Below are 22,744 nucleotides of genomic sequence, written 5' to 3'. Positions count from 1 at the left end.
AAGGGGTAATAGTGATGGTCAACTGTGATTATCTCATTATTGGCGCTGGCATTATCGGCCTCAGTGTTGCGAATGAAATCCAGCAACGGGAGCCCAATGCACGTGTCGTCGTGGTTGAAAAAGAATCGCTACCCGCCGCCCACCAAACCGGCCGGAACAGTGGCGTTATCCATGCTGGCATTTACTACACCCCAGGCAGCCTGAAAGCGCAATTCTGTCAGGAAGGGAATCAGGCTATCAAGGCATTTTGCCGCGAACATGACATCCCGTTTGAAGAGTGTGGAAAGCTGCTGGTCGCAACCAATGATATCGAACTGGAGCGCATGGAAGCCTTAAAAGTGCGGGCCACTGACAACGCATTAACGTTCGACGTGCTTGACGCCAGCCAGCTCCAAGCGAAAGAACCTCAAATCCGTGGTGTCGGTGCCATTTTTGTGCCTTCAACAGGCATTGTCAGCTATCGACAGATCTGCGAAACGCTTAGCAGCATGATTAAAGACCGGGGCGGAGATGTCTTTTTCAACCATACGATAGAATACATACAGGCGTCGAAAGAAGGCTTGACGTTGGTTGCCGGGGAGCAAACCTTCCATGCTGGGAAGTTAATTTCCTGTGCAGGGATCATGTCAGACCGGATTGTTGAGCTGCTGGGTGATAAGCCAAGCTTCCAGATGGTGCCTTTCCGTGGTGATTATTTCCTGTTACCAGCCAAACACAACCGTATAATAAGCAGCCTTATCTACCCCATTCCCGATCCCTCTTTGCCCTTTCTTGGCGTGCACTTGACAAAAATGATTGATGGTTCAATCACGGTTGGGCCCAACGCAGTGTTAAACCTTGCCCGTCAGGGGTACTCACGCTTTGCCTTTTCACCGAAAGACGTGGCAGACATGCTGCAATACGCGGGTTTCTATCATGTTATCCGACGTCATTTCAGATCAGCGGTGAAAGAGCTTCGCAATGGTCTGTGGAAAACGGGCTACCTCAAAGAAATACAAAAATACTGCCCGTCGCTGACCAATGAAGATTTACTGGCCTATCCCCCGGGTATCCGTGCCCAGGCGGTGTATCCAAACGGTGATTTGGTTGATGATTTCCTGTTCCACCAAACCAAACATGCCCTGGTGGTCTGTAATGCCCCCTCCCCGGCAGCGACATCATGTTTCCCCATTGCACGCTATATTGTCGATCAACTTGGCTAACACCTTGTGTGTCAGCGCAAAAAATCCGGTTTCCCTCTTTTACTCTCTACAAATTCCTTTTCTTTTTTTAAGGTCAGGCATAGCATCGTCACCTCGACTTACGAAGAGTAAAACCACAACCATAAGTAAAGATGAAAAAAACCCTTTTTCTGCTGTCAGCAACCTTGTTAACCGGCTGTATCGCACCACCTGAAAAACCCGTCTGTCAGTGTGATAACACATCCTTGCCTGAATCCAGCCAACCCATTTCTGATGCCAACAAACATGCCATCAAAGCACTATTCGCCCACTTAGCCAAAGAAGCCATTAAACAGTGGGGGAGTGACGAGTACATTGAATCCGGCAAACACCGTTATGTAAAATACCTGGATGGTTACCAGACCCGTGCCCACATCGACTTTGAAGCTGGCAAAATCTATGTATCGACCATTGCAACACGCCAGCCCCTAGAAAAACTCCAGAAAGCGATTGTACAAACCGTGTTAATGCCAGCCGACCCTAAATACGTGGAACAGTTTACCGACAAAGACATCCAACTGACCGGTAAGCCATTTTTCCTCGGCCAGATAGTTGATCAAGAAGGGAAGTCCATTGAATGGGAATGGCGTGCCAACCGCTTCGCAAACTACTTGATTGAAAACAAACTACAAACCAAAACTATCAAACGCGGCAAAGCTTATTACGTACAGATCGACATGGTGAGCGATCACCTCCAGCAGCGGGAATATCAATATGCGCACTATGTCCGCGATGCGTCAAAGCGCTATGACATTCCAGAAGATCTGATCTACGCGGTGATCAAAACTGAAAGCAGCTTCAACCCTTATGCGGTGAGCCATGCCGGGGCTTATGGTTTGATGCAGGTGATCCCGAAAACGGCAGGTGCCGATGTGTTTAACCTGGTGAAGAAAAAACCGGGCATGCCGACCAAAGAATACCTGTTCGATCCGGCGAACAACATCGACACAGGCACTGCGTATCTGCACATTCTGAAAACCCGTTACCTGCGTGAAGTGACAAACCCTTCTTCTAAGCACTTCAGCATGATTTCTGCCTACAACGGCGGCACAGGCGGTGTACTGGCAACTTTCCATCAAGACCGTAAACAGGCGATGGTAGTGCTCAACCGTAAATCTCCACGTCAGGTCTACGATGCATTAACCACCCAACACCCGAAAGACGAAGCGCGTCGCTACCTGCAAAAAGTGATCTCTTTCCAGAAAGGTTTTAATGAAGGAAAAATATAACCGTTTCCCTTTTGCGACGGAGCCCGTCGCAAAAGGGAAACCTAAGGAATGGAGGTGTCGTACTACCTGACGCTCATCATCTCCTCAAACCCACCCGCATTGTGCAGGTTAGTGAATCCTTGCTTAACAAGATATTGATGCGCCGCCCCAGATCGCCTGCCGCTGCGGCAATACAGCACCAGCGGCGTATCTTTATCGAGATCTTGCACATACTGGTCCAAAGACGACAGCGGAAAATTGACCGCGTTATCCAGATGTCCTTCTGCAAATTCTTCAGGGGTGCGCACATCCACCACTATCGCTCCCTTTTCAATCAACGCCCAGCCTTGCTCGGCACGCTCTGACGCCAGTAAGGGGGGTGAAACCCAAAGCGCACTGAGAAACGTCAGGATCAACGTGATCGATTTGTTCATACTCTTTTCCTTAAAAACATTTCCTGAGAATACACTCGGTACATCATTGATCAGGCGCATTACCTCCTTTGCGATCTTCTTTGCATTTTCGCTTTATATACCTGATATTCCGAGTTATTTAGCAAGTTATCTACCCAGAGTCTTTTCCCACTAGCGCACAGGTATCGATACCTTAACACCTAACCCCGGCGCGGCATCATACAACGCGATATTACCATGATGCAGGCCGGCAACCGCTTTTGCCAAAGACAACCCAAGCCCAAGTCCGCCGTCTGTGCGGCTTTTATCTACACGGTATAACCGTTCAAAAACCCGTTCTTTTTCCTTATCCGCAATGCCGGGGCCATTGTCACAGACATCGACCCATACAGTACCATTTTCCGGCGTTTCGCCGCAGCGAAGCTGGATGTTGCTGCCGGCTGGGCAATAGCGCAGCGCATTTTCAATCAGGTTGGCAATTTGCTGGATTAATAGCTCCCGATCGCCCTGAATCATCAGCGGTACCGGGGATTTTTCCACCCGCAGTGTCATCTTCGCATCTTCAGCGACATCACCATAAATTTCGGCAACGGTATCAACCACGTCGTTCAGATCCAGCGACATAAAACGGCTCCGTCGTGCGCCCGATTCAATCTGGGAAATGCGTAGCAACGCATCAAAAATAGCCGCCAGTCGTTGTGAATCATCCAGTGCCTTATCCAGCTCCAATAAAAACGTATCGCTCAGAGACGGCACAATGCGATTCGCATCTTCCCGCAAAATGAGCAGGTTATGCCGAAGGCGGGTGATTGGCGTTTTTAGCTCATGGGCAATGTTGGAAGAAATATCACTCATGGCAGCAACCGAACCTTCCAGGCGCGAAAGCATGTCATCGACAGAGACTGAAATACGCGCTAAATCATTGTAGATATATTTCACGTCAGTTCTTGCGGAAAGATCGCCATCTGCTGCGGCATTAAGCACCCTTTCAATGCGGTTGATCCTTTTCTGGCTAACCCGGCTCATTACGATCACAAGCACAGTGGTAAACATCGACACCAACACACCGGCAAGCACAAAGCCAGACGTCAACACCGCCAGAATTTCATCGTCTTCTATCGGATCATCGTCGACATCATAATGACGCCCCTGAACCAATTCCTGGGATTCTTTCACTATCTCACGGTTCTGGTCTTTCAGTTCATGCTCTACATAGATAAACGTCACTGCGGCCATCAGCACCAGGCTTATCAAAGACACGCTGCCAAACATCAGGCCTTGCTGGATCGCAGAGCTTTTCATCCAAGCCGGCATTGCTGCCAGCAGTTTACGTTTTGAAATGTGGCGATGGAAAAAGTCAGCAAGCTTGGCTTTCATTTCGCCTCTCCACTTTTCTGTTCAAGTTTGTAGCCCACACCGCGTACGGTTTGGATCAGCGTGTCACCAAACGGTTTTTCCAGCTTGTTACGAAGCCGGCTGATATGGGTTTCCACCACGCTGGTTTGAGGATCGAAGTGAATATCCCAGACGTGTTCCAGCAGCATGGTGCGGGTAATCACCCGTCCTGGATGGCGCAGAAACAGCTCAAGGATCCGGAACTCTTTCGGCTGTAAATCGAGGGGTTGTCCCCGACGGGTAGCCGAGTGTTCAAACAGGTTCAATACCACATCGCCATAACTGATTTCCGGCATCGCTTCCGTGGTTTTCAACACCGCGCGCCGGGACAATGCCGTGACACGTGCTAAGAGCTCGGAAAACGCAAAGGGTTTGGTCAGGTAGTCATCTCCCCCGGCTTCCAGCCCTTCAACACGATCATCCACACCACCGAGCGCGGTCAGAAACAAAATAGGCGTGCCCACTTGTGCTGCGCGCAACGCTTTGACAAGAGAAAGGCCATCAAGCCCCGGTAACATCCGGTCTACAATCGCCACGTCGTAATTCTCTGCCATGCACAGCGTCAGTGCATGTTTTCCGTTGTCAGTAACCTCCACCTGATGACCTGCCTCGCGCAGGCCTTTTTCTACAAAACTGCTGAGGCTGACATCATCCTCAACCAACAACACGCGCATTGGGTTTCTCTCTGTTCAGTGATGTAAGATGCGGTTTAAACAGCAACCGCAATCGATTCTGCTTCAGTTTTCTTTTCCTGTGGGTTGGCAATATCGCTAACCATCTGGCGTTGTTGCCATTTTGCCAGAATGATTGCAGCAATACCGGCCAAAAGGCTGATTCCAAGTGTAACCAGTCCCAACATAAAAAGAAGGGAAAAAACAATCACACCAAACAACGCCCCAGTCGCCTCTTTTGACCATCGCTTGATCATGACTTTCATGCATTGCCATGTTGTAGGGGTGCTATTTTCGTCACTCATCTATACCTCCAATCGGGGGCATGATCGCCCCACAAAAAGATTTAGCGCGTTATGTGTTTCACTCGTTTATTTCACAACCTTCGCGTTGATGCGGGTTTCAACATGTCTGCCATTGGCATCCAGTAACTCAATGTCATACGATGGCTGACCATAATGGTCATCTTGCCCAATACTCCACACTTTGCCACCGAATTCACTTTCGACGTTCATGGCTGCCTGTTCAAGTGACAACAAAGTCCCAGCCTGAATACCGTTCAACCACATCGCGTCTTCCATCAGTTCATCATCATGACCATGGTGATCATCATGGTCACGTCGCTTGGTAAACATCACTTCGCCAGTCGTAGCATTAACAACGGCGTGAATTTCTTCTCCCGGCGTTTTGAGCAATTCAATCTCATACACAGCCTGTCCCCTTTCCGCATCACGTTCCGCTTCGAACGCGACACCGCCGGTAGCGTTTTTGGCAATCTCAACAGCCTGAACCAGACTCACTGCGTCTTCATGCAGTGACGCGGGCGCATCATCATCCGCAGTCGCGGTGCTTGCTGCCAGCATGGTACCCATACCCAACACAACAGAAACAATAGCAGGCTTAAAAATCATTGTTTTTTTCACGGTGTCATCCTCGTTATTAGTGATATCTCTACAGGGTTATCCCTGTCTGCATGGCTATGCTACGAAACTGGGTTTTCACCAACTTTTCCCGAACTATACATTTTTGTAAGATTTTTAGCGCAAGGGTGTCTTGAATCGACACACAAGGCCGCTATATCCAAATGCCCTGAAGATACTTGGGCATAACGCCCATATGCAACAAAGCCCGGGCATCCGGGCTTTATGTTCAATGGGTTATCAACACGCTTAGAGGTAGTACGCTTCTACCTTTCCTTTCAGGGTGATCAGCAGTGGCTGACCACGGCGATCCAGCGCTTTAGGTGAAGGGATTTTGATCCAGCCCTCGCTGATACAATACTCTTCAACATCAGTGCGCTCTTTGCCATTAAAGCGAATGCCGATGTCGTACTGGAAGCATTCTTCCACAAAATGAGGGCTACGTGGATTACCGGAAAGGCGGTCTGGCAGAGCGGGTTTTGAAGTTGTGTCGTTCATCTTGATGACCTGATATCAGTAAAAAGTGCGTCATTGTAGAACGAAGCCAGCCCAGCGCTCAAGGGCCTGGCAGGCTTTGTTACTATCTGGCCTGCAAGGTTTTTTCCGCGCTCAGGAAAAACAAACACTGTGCTTTATCCTCCTGTCGCAGCCGTCATTGGGCTACCCCGGCCCAGAACGCCAACTTGTGAGAAGGAGCGCGGCTGATACAACAGTTTCCTATACGCTTTGCACGACGGGCATCACTTGTGCAAGTTTAAGGTAAGCGTGCAGCTTACCGTTTTTATACTCAATAGCGGAATGAATATTCACCGATTTATTGGCAATCACACGGCTTCGGTAAGTGTTATCGTTTTTCACAATGTCCAAATCCAACACGCCTTGTTCCAACTTCCACCAGCCTTTGGCTGGCAAGCGATTGAACAGCGTAAACTCTTCCAGGGTACCGTCTTCATTCAGCAACAATTCGGTCACGTAGCCTGCGCTGCAGGTTTTAATCCAACGCTGGCCTTTTACGTCAGAGGCAGAAAACGGTCGCTTGCCTGACATCCAGTCAAAGAGGGCAATAGCATCGACCTCTGACACCTCAGGCAGTTGTTCAATATCCAACATGGCGGCAGTCGCGGATTCACGCATAAAAAGCTGTAAGTACGAGCTGTTGATTTGTTTTTGCATCGCTTACTTCACTGTCATTCCTTGAAAAATATGAAGATATACACATCTACCAACAGCTTCACCTCTCTTTGTGTAGGAATGTTAACCCGCACCTAAAACAGTGGCCTTTCACAACGCTATTCAACATCCAGCCCCTATGCGGCTCACTGTAAATGCATTTCCCTTGCGCTATATCAAAAACAAGCGCCTTGTGTCACTGGAGAGGCACAGAGGTGTGGGCTATCTTTTTAAACAGGTATGTACACTGTCAGGCGGGGATTATGCGCTACCTCATTATTAAAACGATCATTATAAGTTCAACGCTGTTTTCGGGTTTTTGCCTTGCTACCAGCGATATGGTAGGGGAAGTCGTGACAGAGAAAAATGAAGCAATCTGCAAACAGAAATTCGCACAGGAACTGTTCACACAACAACGGATCTTTAGCTCAGAGCGCAGTGGCCCAGAAAAGCGCCGTGTTGCTGAACGTAAAATTGAAGCGGCCCGCCAAAAATATAACGATACAGCGAGTTACTGTGATGCGTATGAAAAATTAATCACCTTTGAGCCCGAAACCCTGGATCGCCGCCCTGGCGATGCTCAGTTCAAATGACTTTTCCGGCAGTGCAGGTCGATGTTAGACAACAGACACAAGTCACTGATAAAGTGATTCGAATAACTGACAATGACAGGTACTGCCATGTATTCTTCTTCAATACTTTTTTCTGCTAAACCACTCCGCGCTTTGGTTGCGGCCGCTACATTTGGTCTTGCGCTGAGCGGATGTTCTGACGATGAAGTGGGTAATGTCAGCTTGGGACTGTTTACAACCAAGGACATCAAGATCCAGATTTTTAACGATCCTGAAGTACCGGGCGTCACTTGCCATATCAGCCACGTGAAAGCCGATCTTGATTTCTCTGATCCCTCTGACATGGGCATTTCCTGCCGCCAAACCGGCGAAATCACTGAAGAGATGATCGCCAATGTGGATAAATCAAAATCCGGTGAGGTGGTGTTCACCGCCTCGAAAAGCATCCTATTTAAATCGATGAAAATCCGCCGCATTTTCGATGCCGAAAACCAGACACTGATGTATCTTTCCTACTCCACCAAAGAAACTCAGGGCAGCCACAAACACAGTTTATCTACGGTGCCGTTGTGGGGAACAAAGGCATGGAAAGCATCGGCACAGGATAATAAATAAACACTCGTGTTCTCTCTCTCTGCATCTTCACGTTTAATGGGTATACAATCTCTGCCTACTTATCCAGACAGTCAGGATAAAAATAAAAGAGATTGGTAAATGAAGAGCAATTCAATAAACATCAGAGAACAAAATACGTACATAGACGAAAATGAGAGTCTTGGCTTTGTTGCTGACACTACAATAAAAATACTTTGTATTACTGCCTACCCGGGGGTTTTAGCTGCTGATATAGTCAAGAAGTTTCCAAGAGTTATCAGTGGCATCATGGCTTTCTGTTTGCTCGGAAAATCATCAGCATTAAAAATCAGTAGCAATAATCAGAATGCTATTTCTCACCATTCTCAAAGCCCAGAAGCCCCACTAAATATCCTACCACTTTGTAATCAGATTAAACCCAAAGAAAACGATCTGCATAAAGTTAGGCTACATTCTCAATGCTTGTTAACTTATGCTAAGCAAGCCAATCCGGAGCGTGTGATTGAGCATAAATTGAGTGATGATGTATTAAAAAACATCAATAGTATGTCTACAATTATTCCAGCAGTGTCAGTGCTTGGACATCTCAATGAAATAAAAGATGAAAATAGAATGGATCATCTATTACAATTCGTTTTAGGTGTACCTGGGGTGCATGAATCTCATCATGAAGTAAGTAATTTGTGTGGTTTAAGTGAAATGTTTGATATAACTACACAAGTAAAAGATGTATTGTCTTTATTTAGTCAAGACATACGACAACTTACGCAAGATAAAGAATTAACACAGCCAATGGTAGAACACTTTCAGACAGTGTTTTTAGATATTTATAGACAAAAAGTACCGTCAAATTTATGGGAAGGAATTAAATTAGGGTTTAATTCATTTTGGAATGGGGGTCCAACAGAAAGCGCCTTGCTATTGAAGGCTTTAGAAGATATAGAGCAGGGTAGAGACAAAATATCTTGGAGCCCTCAAACGATACATGCGCTAACACTACTCTCTCATGCTTGGGAGACGGCTATAAACCTAATGCTACCAGAAAAAAGTGCCCTCGATTCCATCATAACTCTTGGGCAATCAATCAAAAAATCCCGAGCTACTTTCTGTGATTATGTAAGAACAGCAGCAGCTGTTAGTATGGCTATATCAGCTCATGCATTTCCAAGGAATGAGGAGAGCAACCTGGGACGTATTCATTCTGTTGAACAAATAAGGAAGAATTCATACAAGCTTAATGAGTTGTTGCATAAACATCATGCATCTAGAGCAATACCCAAATCTGAACTAATAACGTCAGATTTGGAGACTAGCTTAAAAGATGCATTGAAAGAAACCGGAGACGTTTTATTTGAAAATGATATAGAAAACAATCATGTTCGTATGCGTTGTAAGAGAGCAGGAGTAAAGTGTTATTCATTTCGTAGAAGCTCTATGAGACATAGAGAAGATCACTCACAACGAACAAATAACCCACGACATCGAAATAGACAGCATGATGAAATTCTAAGTGCAGATGCAGGGTGGTCCGCTTTCAAAGATGAACCAAAGCGTTTTCTTCATGAAAACTCCTTGGTTTCTGGATATTTTGAACAGGATAAACCTTCATATTTAAATCGCATATCTAATGGCAAGTATCAAGTTTCCACAACAGAATTGTCAGACTCGATTAAAATAAATGTTGAGTATATAGATGTTAAAAAAGAAACTGGACTAGACTTTAGTGACATACAAGGAGTAGATGTAGATGAATTACAGCAAGATGTTATAGCAACCCCTCTATTGACGGGATGCACAATGTTATTGCAGCGTAAAAATGGTCATCGTTATTTATCTCACATACAACCTGTTAGCGAAGCCAATCCAAACCAACATTTAGATTTACAAAAAAAATTAAGGCAAAGTGGTTATGAAACCTATGGTCCCGAAGATTACCATGGCTCTCCTGCTCGATTCTGGGGTATCAAACAAGATGGGCGATGGTCATTTTTCATTCAGCAACAAGTTGATGGTAAATTAGTTGTAAAAGATGTGTTTAAAACACGATTTTGAGTAAATATAAGTTTGACCTAAAGACAAAGAGAAAAAGGTATTGTTGCGTAATTCTATGGAACTAAATCAGAAAATTACGATCTGGTCGGTTAAATAAGTTAATCTACGCAGCTTTATGTTTACTGATTCAGACCTTATCTGACAGTTACCCACTTTTAGCGGTACTGTCAGATTATATCTGGTGCCGCTGGACTTGTATTTTTGTCCGCTTATGTTCGGCGACGCCAAGTCCTTTATACCCGTGATCATTGAAGATGCTTGATTTTCATCGGTATGAGGATCATGCTACGCCCCATGAAAGTGACTCTGACCTACAAGCAAAAACATGAACTCGAAAACCAGCACGATAAAACGCGTGATGGTCGAGTGCGTGACCGCATTAAAGCGGTACTGCTTGCTTCTGAAGGTTGGAGTTCTGCCATGATTTCCCAAGCTTTGCGTATTCATGAAACCACCGTTCTCCGTCACCTTCACGATTACGCGCAGTCCGAGAAACTCAAACCTGAAAATGGTGGGTCCAGCAGTCGCTTATCGGCTTCACAGACGATGGCGCTCGTCAAGCACTTGACAGAGGTGACTGTAACCCTCCCCATTTTAGTGACAGTCTAAATTAGAGCTTTTCCTGCTTTCATACTTAGCCAGATATTCCCAAGGGGTTAGGTCATTGAGAGAGTCATGCGGTCTCTCGTTGTTGTATTCCTTCATCCAGTTTTCGGTGATTTCTCGGACTTCGGACAGCGTTTTAAAAACATACATGTCGAGAACTTCAGTTCGATAGGTTCGGTTAAAGCGTTCAATGTATGAATTTTCTGTTGGCTTGCCTGGTCGGATAAATTCAAGCTCAACGCGGTTCTCTTCCGCCCACTCGGCCAATGCCGTTGAGACAAACTCAGGGCCGTTGTCCATGCGTAGTTTTTGAGGCGCACCGCGCCAAGCAATAATACGCTCTAGGACTCGGATAACTCTCGGTGCGGGGAGGTTCAAGTCCACTTCAATGGCCAGTACTTCTCGATTGAAGTCATCAACAACGTTGAAGGTGCGAAAACGCCGGCCACAGACAAGGGCATCGCTCATAAAGTCGATAGACCAACAACTGTTCGCCCAATCAGGACAACAAAGCGGCACTGGCTCTCGCTTGTGGTTCCATGCGTGCCCCCAACGTTTAAGGACTTTGAAGAGTTTTCCAAAACCATACGCAGGGTAACGTTCTACCGCTTCCTGCAGCTTGGCAATGACTTCATCATCACGATGCGGGTCAGGACGATACCGATACACTGAATCACTGATGCCAACCGCGCGGCAGGCCATCCTTAAGCTGGCCTGAAAGTGTTGCCGAACGTATTCCACAAGTTCACGTTTAACCGCTGGCGTTACAGCTTTTTTTCTAAGATATCTTTGACAATACGATGCTCGAGGCTGAGATCTGCAAACATCTGTTTGAGCCTTCGGTTTTCGTCCTCTAGCTCTTTCAGTCGTTTAACATCAGAAGCTTCCATGCCGCCGTACTTGGATTTCCAGTTGTAGTAGGTGGCATCGGAAATGCCGTATTCACGGCAGACTTCGTTCACTTTTCGACCCGCTTCCACTTCTTTGAGGATCTTGACGATTTGCGATTCCGTGTAGCGTGATTTTTTCATCAGACGTTCTCCGTTCGTTTCAGTGTAAACGGAAAAACTCTAATTGCTAATGACCCGCTTTTCGGGGAGGGTTACAAAACCATGCTGACTGCCATTCAGGACATCGAAAAAGCGCAGGCTTCCGGCAAGGCTGAAATTGACACCCGCATCGTTGAAGTGCCGGTGTTTTATCAAGATCCGTGGACCCATGAAACCCTGATGCGGTTTCGCGACCGACATCAGGATCCTGACGGTACTGATCTCTCTTATGCCGCCAGAATCAACGGCTATGACTCTGTTGATGCCTTTATTGAGGCACATTCTGGGTCGCCGTGGTTTGTGACCATGGTAGGGTTCGTTTCCGGCCTGCCGTTTATGTTCCAAATGGTGGAGCGCAAAAAGCAAATCCAGGTGCCAAAATATGTCAGGCCAAGAACCGATACCCCGAAACAGACCGTCGGCTATGGCGGGTGTTTCTCCTGTATTTATTCAGTGCGTGGCGCTGGTGGCTACCAGATGTTTGGGGTCACGCCGATGCCCATTTACGACCCGGCCCAAAGCGCGGCACACCTGAAAGATTTTCTGGTGTACTTCAAACCGGGCGACATCGTGAAGTTCAAACCCATCCCGGAAAGTGAATACCACGAGATCATCAAACAGGTCGAAGACGGGACTTATCAGCCACGCACCAAACCGGTTCGCTTCTCGCTGTCTGAATTTGAAAAGGACATGGCGGGCTATAACGCAGCAATGCAGGAGGCGCTGTATGAGCATTAATGTTATTCACCCGGGGCTCGCCACCTCAGTGCAGGACTTGGGGCGCAAAGGGTATTTTCATCTGGGTATCCCGGTTTCTGGCGCTATGGACAGGTTCGCCTGTCGCTGTGCCAACTGGCTGGTCGGCAACGACGAAAACGCCGCGGTGCTGGAAGCGGTGTTCATGGGCCCCAAACTGACGTTCAATCAAGATGCCACCGTAGCCGTCACCGGGGCTGACATGACGCCTATCGTTGATGGGGAAGAGCAGGCTAACTGGACCAGCTTTGCGGTAAAAGCCGGCCAGACACTTTCCTTTTCACACCTGACTGGCGGGGCACGTATTTATATCGCCGTTGCCGGGGGCATTGATGTGCCAGCTGTGCTGGGCAGCCGTTCTACCTACACGCTCGGTGCGCTGGGCGGGTTTGAAGGCAGGCTTTTACAGGCAGAGGATGAGCTTCCGGTTGGTAGCAATGCTACGCCGTTTGCTGAACGCCATTTGCCTGACGCACTTCGCAGGCCACGGGATAACCAACTACGTGTCGTTCCCGGACTTTACTGGCACCGGATCACTGACGCATCCGGCAAGCAGTTTTTCAACGACACCTGGCAGGTTGCACCGGAAGCGGACCGGATTGGTTATCGCTTCAAAAACGGCACGCCGCTTGAGTTTGTCGAGCGGGAACAGCCTTTCGGCGCAGGCTCCGATCCATCCAATATTGTCGATGGCTGCTACCCCTATGGCTCCATTCAGGTGCCTGCCGGTAAAGAACCTATCGTGTTGCACCGCGATGCGGTGTCTGGCGGGGGGTATTTTATGATTGGCACGGTGATCTCTGTTGATATGGATCTTATCGGCCAGATGCAGCCCAACGCATCGGTCCAGTTTGTTGAAGTCTCACTGGAAGATGCCCTGAAAGCGCGCAAGAAATATGACGCGCTATTGCAACATGCCAAACAGCACATTGAAAAAAGTGGGGTGGCGTAATGATGTTGGTTCGTGATAAAGCGTTTATCGGTGGCCAATGGGTCGGTAGCGGGGACAGAAAAACTTACCCCGTTTTCGACCCGGCTAACAGTACTATCCTTTCGCATGTTCCGGAGATGGGCGAGCGCGAAACCCTGATAGCCATTGATGCTGCAAAGACGGCATTTACATCCTGGCGGGAATACACTGCCAAACAACGTGCTGAAAAACTGATGGCCTGGTTTCACCTCATCATGGAACACCAATCCGATCTGGCGACAATCATCACCCAGGAATCAGGCAAGCCGTTGGCTGAATCTATGGGAGAAGTAGCTTACGGTGCCTCCTTTATCCAATGGTTCGCCGAGGAAGGGAAACGCACGTATGGCGATGTGATCCCTTCCACAACCAAAGACCGGCGCTTACAAACCATCAAACAACCGGTCGGTGTGTGCGCTGCGATCACACCATGGAACTTCCCAGTGGCAATGATCACCCGAAAAGTCGCCCCGGCCCTTGCGGCAGGGTGCACCATTGTCATCAAACCCGCTGAAGCCACACCGCTTTCAGCCTTGGCACTGGCTTCACTGGCGCAGGACGCTGGCATTCCTGATGGTGTCATCAATGTGGTAACCGCATCTCACGGTGCCGGGGTTGGCAAGGTGTTATGTGACAGCCCGGATGTCCGCAAGCTGTCATTTACCGGTTCAACTGCGGTCGGCAAAATCCTCATCAGGCAATGTGCTGATACGGTCAAACGTGTGTCGATGGAGCTTGGCGGAAACGCGCCGTTTATCGTCTTCGATGATGCCGATATCGATGCAGCGGTAGAGGGGGCGATGGCATCTAAGTTTCGCAATGCCGGGCAAACCTGCGTGTGCGCCAACCGCATTCTGGTGCAATCCGGCGTCTATGACGCGTTTGCGAAGAAGCTCGCCAATGCTGTGAGCAACCTTACAGTGGGTAGCGGACGCGATCCCAGAAACCAGATAGGCCCGCTTATCAACCGGGCGGCACTGGATAAAGTCGAATCCCATATACGTGATGCATTGATTTTGGGAGCACGGCGGCTGACCGGCGGAACCAGCCATTCTCTGGGTGGCCTCTTCTATCAGCCCACGGTATTGGCCGACGTTACCCCGGCCATGCGGATTGCGTCTGAAGAGACCTTTGGCCCCGTTGCTCCCCTTTTCCGCTTCGATGATGAAGCGGAAGCTATCGCCATGGCCAACGACACTGAATATGGCCTCGCTGCTTACTTCTATTCGCGGGACATACATCGCTGTCTTCGCGTCAGTGAAGCGCTGGAATATGGCATGGTCGGCGTCAATGAAGGTGTGATCTCCAACGAAGTCGCCCCTTTCGGTGGCGTGAAATCCTCGGGGCTTGGCAGGGAAGGATCGCGTCAGGGCATCGAAGAATACCTCGAAACAAAATACGTCTGCTTTGGCGGACTCTAGGGGCTGTTGACCCTAGTCACTTACCAGGAACCAATCATGAACAACCAGTCACTGATGGACCGCCGTAACGCGGCGGTGCCCAGGGGCGTGGCATCGGCTACCCCCCTGTTTGTAAAACACGCCAAAAACGCCGAGTTTTGGGACGTGGAAAACAACCGCTATATCGATTTCGCCGCAGGGATTGCCGTGGTCAATACCGGCCATTGCAACCACGCCGTCACACAGGCAGTCACGGCGCAAATCGGGAAATTCAGCCATACTGCTTTTCAGGTCGCAGGTTATGAGAATTACATCGAACTTGCCGAACGGTTAAACGCCCTCGCCCCGATCGATGACGCCAAAACCCTTTTGATGACCACAGGTGCAGAGGCACTGGAAAACGCGGTAAAAATCGCCCGTCATTACACCAAACGCAGCGGTGTGATTGCCTTTCAGGGGGGATTCCATGGCCGCACGCTTTTGACCATGGGGATGACCGGGAAGATCACACCCTACAAAGACGGGTTTGGTCCTTTCCCTAATGAGATCTACCACATTCCGTTTCCAGTACCTTATCCGGGTATCGATACCGACTACTCGCTGCAACAGTTGGAGAAACTGTTCAAGACCGATATTTCTCCTTCATCCGTCGCCGCCATTGTGCTGGAACCGGTTCAGGGTGAAGGTGGATTTTATACAGCGCCAAATGAGCTTATGACACACCTTCGTACCCTTTGCGATGAACACGGTATTGTGCTGATTTTCGATGAAGTGCAGACAGGTTTCGGTCGCACAGGGAAAACCTTCGCGAGCGAGCATTTTGATGTAAAGCCGGATTTGATCACAGAGGCAAAAGCACTGGCAGGTGGATACCCACTTTCCGGTATTATCGGCAAACGGGAAATCATGGATAGCCCCGCCCCCGGCGGCCTTGGCGGCACCTATGGCGGCAGTCCAGTAGGGTGTGCAGCCGCACTGGCAGTGTTGGATGAGCTCGAATCAAAGTGTCTGAACGAACGCGCTGAAGTCATAGGACACCATCTTCATAAAGCTTTGTTCGACATAAAAACGCGTCATCCTGACTTGCCTATCGACCATATCCGCCATAAAGGCGCCATGGTGGCGTTTGATTTTGTCTCTGATGGAAATCCCGAACCCAGCCATGTGCAGCCCTTTGTCAGCGCCTGTCGAAACAAAGGGCTCATCTTGTTGCCTTGCGGGCAATTTGGCAATGCGATCAGACTGTTACCCCCACTCACGGTGGAAGACCCTATTGTTGATGAAGCCGTTGAGATAATAGAAAACGTGTTGCTCTTATTACGCTAACGAAAGATAGCCCCTTTTCTAGGGGCTGTCTCACAGATACCTGCAACAACCCCCAACCCAATATCACTTTAAACTCATCATCTTAAGCTTTTCTTAAGTTTACTTTGTAAACCTCTCTTCTCACGTGCACTAGTCTAAAAAAATCATGGAGATGTGTTTTTGAATAACGTAAGAAAATGGTTGGGCCCACTTTTCCCTATCGCGGCGGCGGCGGCAACATTACTGCTGTTGATGTTTGTTTCGAGAATGGCGTTAGCACTCTGGCAGATAGAACGCGTGGATGCCGCCCAAGGGTGGGGTCATTTGCTTTTAAGCGGACTGCGTATTGACATCGCCAGCGTCTGCTATTTGCTCATTTTACCCGCCTTATTGTCTTCTTTCATTTCCGGTGAACACAAACTTGGACGCCTCTGGCATGTCATATTGCGACTCTGGATCATCGCAGGTCTTTGGCTGGTGGTGTATATGGAAACCGCTACTGTCCCCTTTATTCTTGAATATGACCTGCGCCCTAACCGACTCTTTATCGAATATCTGGTTTACCCGAAAGAAGTGTTCAGTATGCTCTGGAGTGGTTACAAGCTGGAGCTTTTCATTGGGCTGTTAGTTTCTGTCAGTACCCTCGTGCTTGGCTGGCGATGGTCAAGAAAGTGGGTCAGTGGACTCTCCTACCCTAAATGGTACTGGCGTCCCGTGATTGCCCTACTGGTTGTTGCCCTGGGAGTGATGGGAGCACGCTCCAGTCTGGGGCATCGCCCTCTGAACCCCGCGATGGTCGCTTTTTCCAGCGATCCTTTGGTTAACGACCTAGTGCTCAATTCATCGTACTCTGTTATTTTCGCGGCCAAGCAGATGGGCTCAGAATCGAGTGCATTCGAGTTTTACCCCGCCATGGACAAAGAAAAAATCATTCATGAAGTCCGGGAGACGATGCTGGTGGATGAGACTGATTTTGTGTCAACAGATTCCCCTACCCTCGCCAAACATACTGCGTCCTATCAAGGTAAACCCAAAAACATCGTTATCCTGTTGCTTGAAAGCCATGGCGCACGGTATGTCAGCCGTTTAGGTGGCATCGATACCTCGCCAAATCTTGATAAGCTGATTGATGAAGGTTGGGCATTCAGCCGTATGTATGCGACAGGAACCCGCTCTGTACGGGGAATTGAAGCAGTGACAACCGGCTTTTCTCCAACCCCAGCGCGTTCTGTCGTGAAGTTAGGTAAAAGCCAGAACAACTTCTTTACGATCGCAGATCTGCTGAAATCCAAAGGCTATCACACGCAATTTGTGTATGGTGGCGAGAGTCATTTTGACAACATGAAGAGTTTCTTCCTGGGCAATGGCTTTACTGACATTCAAGATTTCCAGACATTTGAATCACCGGAGTTTGTGGGTTCCTGGGGAGCATCTGATGAAGATTTGTATAACAAGGCGGATGCGCTTTTTACCTCGTTAGATAAGCAGGAGAAGCCTTTTTTCAGTCTGGTTTTTTCTTCATCAAACCACAGTCCTTTTGAATACCCGGACGGCAAAATCACGCCATTTAACAGCCCGAAAAACACTGTCGAGAACGCGGTGAAATATGCGGACTATGCGGTCGGGAAGTTTATCGAAAAAGCCAAAAAATCAAGCTATTGGGATAACACGGTATTCCTGATTGTGGCGGATCATGATGCCCGTACAACTGGCGACTTACCCGTTCCTATCGGCCATTTCAAAATCCCGGCAATCTTTCTTGGTGGCGGTATCGAGCCTAAATTTGATACCCGGCTCACCAGTCAGCTGGACTTGCCCCCTACGTTGTTGTCACTGGCCGGTGTCAGCAGTACACACCCTATGATTGGTCATGACTTAACCCAAGACGTTCCAGAGCAAAAACAGCGTGCCATCATGCAGCGGGACAAAAACTTCGGCTGGATGACCGCAGACAATAACGTGGTGATCCTGAGGCCTGAAATGGCAATATCGACCTATCGCTACCACCCGGATACCGACACACTGACTGATACGCTGGTTGATACGAAAACAGTAGAGCGCGCCCATGCCCACGCCATGTGGGGGAGCCTGGCGTTCAATGAAAACTTCTACCGCGCCCAGCCCACCTATTGATGCCTTACGCATAATGCCTGCCGCCTCCGGGCGGCGGCTTTAAACAGGGAAAACAACACGAAAGCGGTTGCCGCTCCCTTCCCATACAGGCGATTCAACGAACACCTTTGCATGATGAAGCATGGCGATGTCTTCCACTATCGACATCCCAAGCCCAGCCCCATCACCGGTTTCAGTATTACCTCGATAGAACTTTTCAAACAGGCGTGCCTTCACATCTTCACGCATCGGTATGCCACTGTCCGTGACTGAAACCACGAGCTCTTTAGCACCACGATTTATATCTACCGCAATGTCAGCGCCATCTCCCGAATAGCGGATGGCATTATCAATGAGGTTTGCCACCAATATCGACAGCATAGCCGGATGACCGGTGAGCATGGCGACATGTTCACCGTTCAAAGAAATGGATTGCGAATGGGTCAGCGCCATAGGAACTAGGTTCGCCACACAATCACGGATCACAGGCACCACATCGAACGTTTCCAGTGAGACTTCTCTTTCCTGCTCAACACGGGAGAACATCAGCAATTGCTGGATTAGCCGATCCGCACGGTCAATACCCTTGAGAATGTTGCGAAGATCAGCCTCGCTGTCTGCTGGCAACGGAGAGAGCAAAGCATTTTCTGTGTCCAGCCTGATCACAGCCAACGGCGTTTTCAATTCGTGCGCGGCGGTACTGATGAGCCTTTTTTCCCGCTTCCAAACCTGCTCTACTTCCTGAAATAAATAGTTGATTTGATCAACCAGAGGGGCAAGCTCTGTGGTGGGATGCGCCACCTTAATCCGCTCAAGGTTGTTGATGTGTTTTTCTGAAATGATGGCACGAAGCTCAGAAATCGGGCGAAATGCTATCAATATGGAGAGCGTCAGCAGGACCATTAAAAGCGGGATCAGTACTAAAAGCGGCAAGCCAATGGATAGCGACACTTCCTCAATAAATTCCTGCCTAATTGCTTCTTTTTCTGCCACCAAAATGACTTTTTCTTTCCCTTGCTCCCCACCATTAAAGGGAAGCTGGAAAACACGCCATGTCATTCCATCAAATTCGACATTCGCAAACCCTGGCATGCCGGGTTTCCCCAGAAATGTGTCAGGCGCATTGGGACTTTTCAGTTTCACTTTATGGCCTTCTACATATTGGAACAGGATGTTGTTCTCATACGGGTGGCCATATGGCGTCGGAAAATCATCACTGCCGATGGCAACAACGTTGATCTGCGCCTGCCACTGGCGATAAATCTCATTGATCTCACTGGAGGTAGACCCTCCCCAGTTCATCACGGCAAGTGCCAGTGTCTTGGCTGACTGCCCAAGGTGCGCATCGTACACTTCGTTAACCTCGTGCCGGCTTTCCTTATGGACAAAATAAAGTGAAACGCAGATCAAAAGCGAGCACAGTAACACCGCACTCACAATCAGATTGCGTTTCATAGAAAAAGGCTTTTTATCGCTCAATGATATATCCCACGCCACGGATGTTTTTGATTAATTCACCTCCCATTTTTTTCCGAAGGTTGTGAATATGCACTTCAATCGCATTGTCGCTGGCCATATCATCCCAGCCATGCAAGCTCTGCTGTAATTGATCTTTGCTCATGACCCTGCCCGCATGGGACATCAAGGTAGAAAGCAATTTAAATTCATTAGGCGTCAGTTTTATCGCCTCGCCATTCACCGTCACACAGTTATTGGCAAGGGAAAGGGAAACACCGTGAAGTGAGATATTGGTATCTGAAAACCCGGAAATACGGCGGATCATGACCCGCAGCCTTGCCATCAATTCTTCCAGTGCAAAAGGTTTGATCATGTAATCATCAGCGCCGCCATCAAGCCCCTTCACCCGATCGCCAATTTCATCCCTCGCGGTCAATATCATGATAGGCAATGTCGCATTGACCCTGCGTACTTGCTTGAGCACCTGCAACCCATCCGTGTCCGGCAGGGTGAGATCCAGTATCACGGCGGTAAAACTTTCCGTTTTGACTAAAGTATCTACTCCGTTTCCAAGCTGAACCCAATCAACGGTGAACCCTTGACGGCTTAATGACACCACCATGGACTCACCTAACATTTGGTCATCTTCAACCAATAAAATGCGCATTATTACTGCAGTTCCTCCAATTTTCTGGCGATTTCGCGCTGGCGTCCCACGTCTGCCAGCTCTCGCCCTTTCCGCGGTGTGGCTTTTTGGGCGCGCTGCAGGTAGGCCATGGCTTCCACTTTTTTGCCCTGTTCCGCTAGAAAGTCACCGTAAAAGAAATTTGGATCGATACCTGACGGATTAATGGCAAGGGCTTTTTGCAGCAGAACCTGGGCTTCATCGTCATTCCCAAACCCAATTGGCCACCCCGGCACCTGATAATATAGCGTACCCAGGCTGGTGTACGCAGAACCATCCAACACTTCCGGCTCTGTCGCAATCACGTCTTCCAACAGGGATTTGGCCTCCTCCACCAAAGAGAGCGCACCCAATCCACCTTCAACACCCGCCAGTGAACTCTTGTTGATGGCAAGCCATACCTTCAGGTCGTTACGTGATGGTGTCGCAGACACAGCAGATTCATTTTCAGCAATCAATGCGTTCAGACAGTTGATTTTGTTGTCTTTATTAAAGGTGTCATATTGGCACTTTGCCCACTGGTTTTGTACCTTTGTGAGTGTTTCATCCGCATTCACAGTCAGGCTAGACAGTAATGCCCCACAGAAACAGAGCAGGGTAAACAGTGGTGTGTTGATGATTTTCATAGCAATTCCCTCGACAAATTAACGTTTCGTTACAGCGTGTTTGGTGGTGGCATATTCGGTAATCACGTCGTGCTGTTTTTGGATGGCAGACGCCACGACCGAAGGGAGAATCTGATTGATTTTCACAAACAGTTTTTCCGGCCAACCTAACCAGGTTGTTGGTTTTTCATTCGCCAATGCCTTTATTATCTGTGCCACAACAAACGACACGTCATCGGTCTTATTGCCGAGTTTTTGGTTCATAGCTTGTACGCGGCTGTCATTCAGCGCAGTATTGGTTGCCCGCGGGGCCAGAAACAAAACCCGCTGCCCTTCCCTGCCAAGTTCCCGGTCTAGCGCCTCGCTGAAGCGCTGCAAGCCGGCTTTGGCAGCACAGTAGCTGGTATATCCCGGGTAACCAATAGCACCAAAGGTTGAGCCGATATTCAGGATGATGCCCTCGCCACTTAGCCAGTGCATGGCTTGTTGGCAAAGCAGGATCGGGGTCATCAGGTTCACGTCCACTTCGCGGCGGAGCGAATCTGCGTCGCGGTCTTTGAGATACCGAAACGTGTTACAGCCTGCATTATTAATAAGCACATCCACTGGCTTACCCTGACGTTGCATACCCATACAGTGACGCTCAATCGCCTCCATCCCCTGGAGAGTCGTGATATCGGCGACCAGGCATTGATGGCGTTCAGGGTGGAGAAGGGATTGCACTAGATTTTCCAGCCCAGCACGTTGACGCCCAACCAAGACCAGCTCAGCGCCTTTTTCTGATAAAACCCTGGCGATTTCGCTGCCAATCCCACCGGTGGCACCAGTCAACAGGATGCGTTTATCCATCAAATCCATCATTGCCTCCTACGCCACCCGGACATTCTGCTGGATGGGTAACTCACGCAACATTTGGCCATAGAGCGCAAACACACGGTTTGCACTGTCAACAATCGCGGCTTGATCATCCGGGTCAGTGACGTTGTTCATCAGGGTTTCAAAGAATCCGATATGCTCAACATCCAGTGTGCTGTGGGACGTGAGGTAAGTCATGGCAGAATCCGGCAACCCAAGCAGGCTTTTCACCCGTACCGCCATATCACCACCCACAGTGACACTGGTGCCTTCCAGCACCCAGACCATGCCGAAAAAGGCCATCGGGTTGCGGCGATCAATCTGGTGGTACAAATAGGCCACCATCATCTCAATTGATAACCCTACCGCACCTTCCTCGATGTTTGCCCTTGCCAGCCCTGCATCAAAACCACACTGCTTGAGATCACTGAGGATCCATTCGTGATGCCCCTTTTCCTCTTCGATGTATTCACCGATATCCTGGCGAAGCCATTCATACTTTTCAGGCAACCGGGCACCACACGCCATCAGCAAGGGCACAGTGTGCTTTACATGGTGGTAGGCCTGAACCAAAAAAGCGGTGTAGGTATTCTTGCCAACATGCCCCTGGCGACAGGCCTCAAAAATAGGGGCTTGTAACATCGCTTCTCTGGCGTCGCAGGTTTGCAGTTCCAGCTGTTGAAAAAATTGTCCCTGAGTCATAGTCTGTTACCTTCTTTCTGTGTTCC

At 48.9% G+C, this 22,744-nt stretch carries 23 protein-coding genes and 1 pseudogene; 11 read left to right on the top strand and 13 right to left on the bottom strand.

Going from position 1 to position 22,744, the window contains the following annotated elements:
• Nucleotides 1-14: 14 nt before the first annotated feature.
• Both lhgD and mltC read left to right on the top strand, forming a co-directional pair.
• Nucleotides 15-1,202, top strand: a complete 1,188-nt coding sequence (gene lhgD / locus AC6IB1_RS03295; protein ID WP_497566337.1) for an L-2-hydroxyglutarate dehydrogenase — start codon at nt 15-17, stop codon at nt 1,200-1,202.
• A gap of 131 nt (nt 1,203-1,333) precedes the next feature.
• Entirely contained in the window at nt 1,334-2,449 is a 1,116-nt protein-coding gene (gene mltC / locus AC6IB1_RS03290; RefSeq protein WP_497566336.1) for a membrane-bound lytic murein transglycosylase MltC, read from the top strand.
• A gap of 62 nt (nt 2,450-2,511) precedes the next feature.
• On the opposite strand, the gene AC6IB1_RS03285 is transcribed toward mltC, so the two are convergent.
• The 7 genes from AC6IB1_RS03285 to AC6IB1_RS03255 all read right to left on the bottom strand — a co-directional run bounded on the left by AC6IB1_RS03285 (nt 2,512) and on the right by AC6IB1_RS03255 (nt 7,000).
• Nucleotides 2,512-2,862: a rhodanese-like domain-containing protein gene (locus AC6IB1_RS03285; RefSeq protein WP_497566335.1), complete on the bottom strand. Its 351-nt coding sequence runs from the start codon at nt 2,860-2,862 to the stop codon at nt 2,512-2,514.
• A 150-nt stretch (nt 2,863-3,012) separates the two neighbouring features.
• Nucleotides 3,013-4,218, bottom strand: coding sequence for a sensor histidine kinase (locus AC6IB1_RS03280; RefSeq protein ID WP_497566334.1), 1,206 nt, complete (start codon nt 4,216-4,218; stop codon nt 3,013-3,015).
• Nucleotides 4,215-4,910, bottom strand: a complete 696-nt coding sequence (locus AC6IB1_RS03275) for a response regulator transcription factor (protein ID WP_005504583.1) — start codon at nt 4,908-4,910, stop codon at nt 4,215-4,217. The genes AC6IB1_RS03280 and AC6IB1_RS03275 overlap by 4 nt, the downstream gene beginning before the upstream one ends.
• Before the next feature lie 35 nt (nt 4,911-4,945).
• Nucleotides 4,946-5,212 carry a hypothetical protein gene (locus tag AC6IB1_RS03270; RefSeq protein WP_497566333.1) on the bottom strand — a complete coding sequence of 89 codons (267 nt, stop codon included), beginning with the start codon at nt 5,210-5,212 and terminating at the stop codon, nt 4,946-4,948.
• Between the two features lie 66 nt (nt 5,213-5,278).
• Nucleotides 5,279-5,830: a PepSY domain-containing protein gene (locus tag AC6IB1_RS03265; protein ID WP_497566332.1), complete on the bottom strand. Its 552-nt coding sequence runs from the start codon at nt 5,828-5,830 to the stop codon at nt 5,279-5,281.
• 246 nt (nt 5,831-6,076) lie between these two features.
• The gene (locus AC6IB1_RS03260; RefSeq protein ID WP_005504589.1) at nt 6,077-6,325 is read right to left on the bottom strand and encodes a DUF3297 family protein; all 249 of its coding nucleotides are present in this window, start codon (nt 6,323-6,325) and stop codon (nt 6,077-6,079) included.
• Nucleotides 6,326-6,544: 219 nt separating this feature from the next.
• Entirely contained in the window at nt 6,545-7,000 is a 456-nt protein-coding gene (locus AC6IB1_RS03255) for a hypothetical protein (protein ID WP_497566331.1), read from the bottom strand.
• 212 nt (nt 7,001-7,212) lie between these two features.
• Between AC6IB1_RS03255 and AC6IB1_RS03250 the strand changes: the two genes are divergently transcribed.
• From AC6IB1_RS03250 to AC6IB1_RS03235, 4 genes and pseudogenes are all read left to right on the top strand, one after another.
• The gene (locus AC6IB1_RS03250) at nt 7,213-7,590 is read left to right on the top strand and encodes a hypothetical protein (RefSeq protein WP_497566330.1); all 378 of its coding nucleotides are present in this window, start codon (nt 7,213-7,215) and stop codon (nt 7,588-7,590) included.
• Nucleotides 7,591-7,677: 87 nt separating this feature from the next.
• On the top strand, nt 7,678-8,184 hold the full coding sequence (locus tag AC6IB1_RS03245) for a CreA family protein (protein WP_497566329.1): 507 nt from the start codon (nt 7,678-7,680) through the stop codon (nt 8,182-8,184).
• A 99-nt stretch (nt 8,185-8,283) separates the two neighbouring features.
• Complete coding sequence (locus AC6IB1_RS03240) at nt 8,284-10,215, top strand: hypothetical protein (RefSeq protein WP_497566328.1); 1,932 nt, start codon at nt 8,284-8,286, stop codon at nt 10,213-10,215.
• Between the two features lie 294 nt (nt 10,216-10,509).
• Nucleotides 10,510-10,794: pseudogene (locus tag AC6IB1_RS03235) on the top strand (helix-turn-helix domain-containing protein); the annotation flags it as partial.
• A gap of 15 nt (nt 10,795-10,809) precedes the next feature.
• Here the strand turns inward: AC6IB1_RS03235 and AC6IB1_RS03230 are convergent.
• A protein-coding gene (locus AC6IB1_RS03230; RefSeq protein WP_497566327.1) for an IS3 family transposase occupies nt 10,810-11,852 on the bottom strand; the annotation gives its coding sequence in 2 pieces (ribosomal slippage) (nt 10,810-11,600 and nt 11,600-11,852; 1,044 coding nt in all).
• 81 nt (nt 11,853-11,933) lie between these two features.
• Here AC6IB1_RS03230 and AC6IB1_RS03225 point away from each other — a divergent pair.
• The 5 genes from AC6IB1_RS03225 to AC6IB1_RS03205 all read left to right on the top strand — a co-directional run bounded on the left by AC6IB1_RS03225 (nt 11,934) and on the right by AC6IB1_RS03205 (nt 18,434).
• Entirely contained in the window at nt 11,934-12,608 is a 675-nt protein-coding gene (locus AC6IB1_RS03225; protein ID WP_497566326.1) for a 5-oxoprolinase subunit B family protein, read from the top strand.
• Nucleotides 12,598-13,578 (top strand): 5-oxoprolinase subunit C family protein, encoded by a 981-nt coding sequence (locus AC6IB1_RS03220; protein WP_497566325.1) that lies wholly within the window; start codon nt 12,598-12,600, stop codon nt 13,576-13,578. The genes AC6IB1_RS03225 and AC6IB1_RS03220 overlap by 11 nt, the downstream gene beginning before the upstream one ends.
• Nucleotides 13,578-15,017, top strand: a complete 1,440-nt coding sequence (locus AC6IB1_RS03215) for an NAD-dependent succinate-semialdehyde dehydrogenase (RefSeq protein ID WP_497566324.1) — start codon at nt 13,578-13,580, stop codon at nt 15,015-15,017. Before AC6IB1_RS03220 ends, AC6IB1_RS03215 begins: the two co-directional genes overlap by 1 nt.
• A 36-nt stretch (nt 15,018-15,053) precedes the next feature.
• On the top strand, nt 15,054-16,322 hold the full coding sequence (gene gabT, locus AC6IB1_RS03210) for a 4-aminobutyrate--2-oxoglutarate transaminase (protein WP_497566323.1): 1,269 nt from the start codon (nt 15,054-15,056) through the stop codon (nt 16,320-16,322).
• Nucleotides 16,323-16,553: 231 nt separating this feature from the next.
• Entirely contained in the window at nt 16,554-18,434 is a 1,881-nt protein-coding gene (locus AC6IB1_RS03205) for a sulfatase-like hydrolase/transferase (protein ID WP_497566695.1), read from the top strand.
• Between the two features lie 39 nt (nt 18,435-18,473).
• Here AC6IB1_RS03205 and AC6IB1_RS03200 read toward each other — a convergent pair whose 3' ends face one another.
• Genes AC6IB1_RS03200 through AC6IB1_RS03180 form a run of 5 tightly spaced genes read right to left on the bottom strand, consistent with a single transcriptional unit; the run spans nt 18,474 to nt 22,718 of the window.
• Complete coding sequence (locus tag AC6IB1_RS03200; RefSeq protein ID WP_497566322.1) at nt 18,474-19,868, bottom strand: sensor histidine kinase; 1,395 nt, start codon at nt 19,866-19,868, stop codon at nt 18,474-18,476.
• 13 nt (nt 19,869-19,881) lie between these two features.
• Nucleotides 19,882-20,538 carry a response regulator gene (locus AC6IB1_RS03195; RefSeq protein ID WP_005504722.1) on the bottom strand — a complete coding sequence of 219 codons (657 nt, stop codon included), beginning with the start codon at nt 20,536-20,538 and terminating at the stop codon, nt 19,882-19,884.
• Between the two features lie 2 nt (nt 20,539-20,540).
• The gene (locus AC6IB1_RS03190) at nt 20,541-21,182 is read right to left on the bottom strand and encodes a tetratricopeptide repeat protein (protein WP_497566321.1); all 642 of its coding nucleotides are present in this window, start codon (nt 21,180-21,182) and stop codon (nt 20,541-20,543) included.
• A gap of 18 nt (nt 21,183-21,200) precedes the next feature.
• Nucleotides 21,201-22,019 carry an SDR family oxidoreductase gene (locus AC6IB1_RS03185; protein ID WP_497566694.1) on the bottom strand — a complete coding sequence of 273 codons (819 nt, stop codon included), beginning with the start codon at nt 22,017-22,019 and terminating at the stop codon, nt 21,201-21,203.
• 9 nt (nt 22,020-22,028) lie between these two features.
• Nucleotides 22,029-22,718 carry an iron-containing redox enzyme family protein gene (locus tag AC6IB1_RS03180; RefSeq protein WP_497566320.1) on the bottom strand — a complete coding sequence of 230 codons (690 nt, stop codon included), beginning with the start codon at nt 22,716-22,718 and terminating at the stop codon, nt 22,029-22,031.
• Nucleotides 22,719-22,744 lie beyond the last annotated feature (26 nt).

This window comes from Grimontia sp. THUN1695 (assembly GCF_059704325.2).
The sequence above is the reverse complement of the archived record's forward strand: the minus strand, read 5'-3'. Positions and strand labels throughout refer to the sequence as shown.